Source organism: Chrysiogenia bacterium (assembly GCA_020434085.1).
Taxonomy (GTDB): domain Bacteria; phylum JAGRBM01; class JAGRBM01; order JAGRBM01; family JAGRBM01; genus JAGRBM01.
Genome location: JAGRBM010000443.1, coordinates 1 through 3,039, shown reverse-complemented (window position 1 = coordinate 3,039; position 3,039 = coordinate 1). Strand labels below are relative to the sequence as shown.

4 protein-coding genes are annotated in these 3,039 nt (G+C 66.0%); 2 read left to right on the top strand and 2 right to left on the bottom strand.

Going from position 1 to position 3,039, the window contains the following annotated elements; translation table 11 throughout:
• Positions 1-3 precede the first annotated feature (3 nt).
• Both KDH09_15165 and KDH09_15160 read right to left on the bottom strand, forming a co-directional pair.
• On the bottom strand, positions 4-702 hold the full coding sequence (locus KDH09_15165) for a hypothetical protein (protein ID MCB0221035.1): 699 nt from the start codon (positions 700-702) through the stop codon (positions 4-6).
• Positions 703-781: 79 nt separating this feature from the next.
• On the bottom strand, positions 782-1,477 hold the full coding sequence (locus KDH09_15160) for an SRPBCC family protein (GenBank protein MCB0221034.1): 696 nt from the start codon (positions 1,475-1,477) through the stop codon (positions 782-784).
• A gap of 106 nt (positions 1,478-1,583) precedes the next feature.
• Here KDH09_15160 and KDH09_15155 point away from each other — a divergent pair, with 106 nt between their 5' ends.
• Together KDH09_15155 and KDH09_15150 are read left to right on the top strand one after the other, a co-directional pair.
• Positions 1,584-2,057 (top strand): GNAT family N-acetyltransferase, encoded by a 474-nt coding sequence (locus KDH09_15155; GenBank protein ID MCB0221033.1) that lies wholly within the window; start codon positions 1,584-1,586, stop codon positions 2,055-2,057.
• A gap of 100 nt (positions 2,058-2,157) precedes the next feature.
• Positions 2,158-3,039 (top strand): hypothetical protein (locus tag KDH09_15150; GenBank protein MCB0221032.1); only part of this gene is annotated, 882 nt, incomplete at its 3' end.

Sequence of the window (3,039 nt, the reverse complement as noted above, 5' to 3'; positions counted from 1 at the left end):
CTCTCAGAAATCAAAGCTCTCCTGCGTCGTGACCGGCAGGTTGGAAAGCCGGGCGCGCAGTTCGCTCAGCACGCCGAGGGTCTGTTTGCGGATCTCAAAGATGCGCCGGCGGCTGGCGTCACCGTCGATGGTGGTGCCGCCTTTTTTGCCGACGCTTTCGAGGACGGGGCTGAAGTATTCGGCCACCTCGATGAGGGCGTGCTGGATGGCTTCTTCGATGGCGCCCAGAAGGGCGTCGGCGTCGGGGTGCTGGGCGCCCATGCTGCGGCGCCAGGCGCTGACCTGCCCCATGCCCGCGCACGAGCGCGCGCGGTTGAAACCGGTGACGCGTTGTTCGCGGTCGGCTTCTTCGAGCAGTGCGATGGGCTCGGCCGTCCATTCCATCAGGCGCTGCTTGTCGGTGGGGTGGAGAAGCGGGGAGGCGGCGGCCTGCTCGCGGGCGCGCACCTTCTCGCGTGCGAATTCCAGGGTGCGGCTCTGCGCGGCTTCGACTTCACTGACGAGCTGCTCGGCCGCGGCATGTGCCTCGCGGCGGCGGCCCAGGTAGAAACCCGCAACGTAGCCGCCGAGGGCAGCGACAAGCGCCGCCGCCACGGCACGCGGCCCATGCCACCACGCGCCGGTCACGGCGCCCGCGGCGATGGCCAGCCCGAGCCCCGAGAGCCAGGAGGGCGGAGATTGTGGCGAGTTTTCCTGCGTCATTGCGTCCGGGCGTATCCCCAAAATCGATGCTCAAGGGTGTAGCGGCTGGGGCGCCGCAAGGCAAAGTATTGGTAACGGCCTAGTCGAAGGCCGCAAATTCCCGGTCGATGAGGCTCGGCGCGCGCTTTTCGGGCCGGGCGTATTCGGGCAGCTCCAGGGTGTCGTAGCGCTCTTCCTCGACCTGGTCGCGGACGGCGTCGATGGCCGCCGGCAGCGCCATGCCCGAGCCGAGCTGGGCAAAGGGGCCGACGAGGGTGCCCGAGAGATCCATGAACATGGAGTAGATCACCTCGGTGCGGTTTTCGCCGAAGGGCTTGAGCGTCCACGAGCCGAAGGTGTCGACGATGTCGCCCTCGATGTAGACCCACTCGATGCGGTATTTCTCCGGGTAGTGCACCATCGCCACGGTGATGTTGTAGCGCGGCTGGGGAACGCCGGTCAGGCCGAAGATCATCTCGAACTTGGCCACGTTGCCGCGGGTCCACTTCACGCGCGACTCCTCGACGAGTGTCATGAAGTCGTCGTAGTTGTCGTAATCGGTAACGACCTTCCAGACGCGGTCGATGGGCGCGTCCACCACGCCGAAGACCTGCGCGTGCTTGAGGTCGGTCCCCTCCACGGGGGCGAAACTCAGCAAAGTGTCGCCGGTGGCAAGCTTCTCGCGGATTTCCTTGAGCTTGGCCTCGCTCATGTCCTTGGGCAGGCGGTGCGTTGAACACGCCGTGACTGCAAGGCAGGCGAGCAGCAGGGCAATAAATGAAACACGCGGGCGCATGGGCAGTTCCTCCTCCAGGCGCACAATTCGGGATACTCTCGGGTTGAGGCGCGAAGTATACCACCGAAATCCCCGCGGGGGGAAAGCAATCGGGAGGAAATCAGCCATGGGCAAGGTTCGAGCCGCACAGGCGCAGGATGCGGCCGCCATCGGGGAAATCCTGCGGGAGATCCACTGGGTGCCGTTTCTCGCAGAGGCATCCCCAGGGCAGATCAACGCCCGCGTAGTCGAGGGGCTCGCCCGCTGCGGCGAGGGCGGGAGCCACACCACCCTGGTCTACGAGGATGAAGATGCGGGGGTCGTGGGCTACGTGAACGTCCACTGGCTGCCTTACCTGATGCTCGAAGGGCCCGAGGGCTTTGTCTCCGAGCTCTTCGTGCTGGCCGCTCACCGGGGCGAGGGGATCGGCAACGCCCTGCTGGACGAGGTCGAACGCATCGCTCGCGGCAAGGGCGCCTTCCGGTTGGGGCTGCTCAACGGGCGCGAGAGCGAGGCCTACGCGCGGCGCTTCTACGACAAGGCGGGCTGGACCGAGCGCGAGCAGCTCGCCAATTTCGTCCTCCCGCTCGTTGGGGAGTGAGAGTTGGGGACCGGGGGCAGGGGGACTAAGCTGCCCCGCGCGGCGGGCAGTCCCGGGGGAAGTGATCCGGACCGGCGCGACGCCACTAAGGAAAACGACGATGCATCCAGACTACCGAGAGCTTCTCGAGCGGCGCTTTCGTGTGCCCCTTCCGCAGGCTGGCGCCGACAAGCGCATGAGCCTGCACGACGCCGTGGCGAACTTCGTCCAGCCCGGGCAGACCCTCCACATGGCCAGCACGCACACGCGGCCCTACGGACTGGCGCACGAACTGATGCGCCAGCACTGGGGCAAGGACTCGAAGCTGACCATCTCGAACATCTCCATGGGCGAGACCTGGATCGGCATGTTCGCCGGCAAGTTCATGAAGAAGACCATCACGACCTTCGCCGGCGACATCTGGCCCTATCCCTCGCCCAACCCGGTGGTGAACAAGGTCTGGCTCTCGGGCGAGGTGGAGATCGAACACTGGAGCATCCTGAGCATGACCCAGCGCCTGATGGCCGGTGCGCTCCGGCTGCCGTTCATTACGACCAATTCGCTGGTGGGATCGAGCATGGCCGAGGACAACGAGCTGGCCGGTGCCTTCCGCACGATGGACGATCCGTTCGGCTCCGAAGAGAAAGTCGGGCTGCTCAAGGCGCTTCGTCCCGACGTGACCTTCATCCACGTCACTGCCTGCGACGTCTCGGGCAATGCGATCATCACGACGCCCATGGGCGAGGGACCGCTGGGCGCCTTCGCCGCAACCGGGCCGGTGATTGTCTCCACCGACCATCTGGTCTCGACCGAATACCTGCGCCGCCACAATTCGAGCGTGAAGCTGCCGGCGCACCTGGTGAGCGCCGTGGTGCATGTGCCGCTGGGCGGCCACCCGCGCGGGCAGACCAACGTGGGCTGCGAAGATCTCGACCAGTACGCCGACGACTACAACTTCCAGTACCTGGTGCGAAAGGCCGGGCGCGGGGGAGAGCAGGCCTTT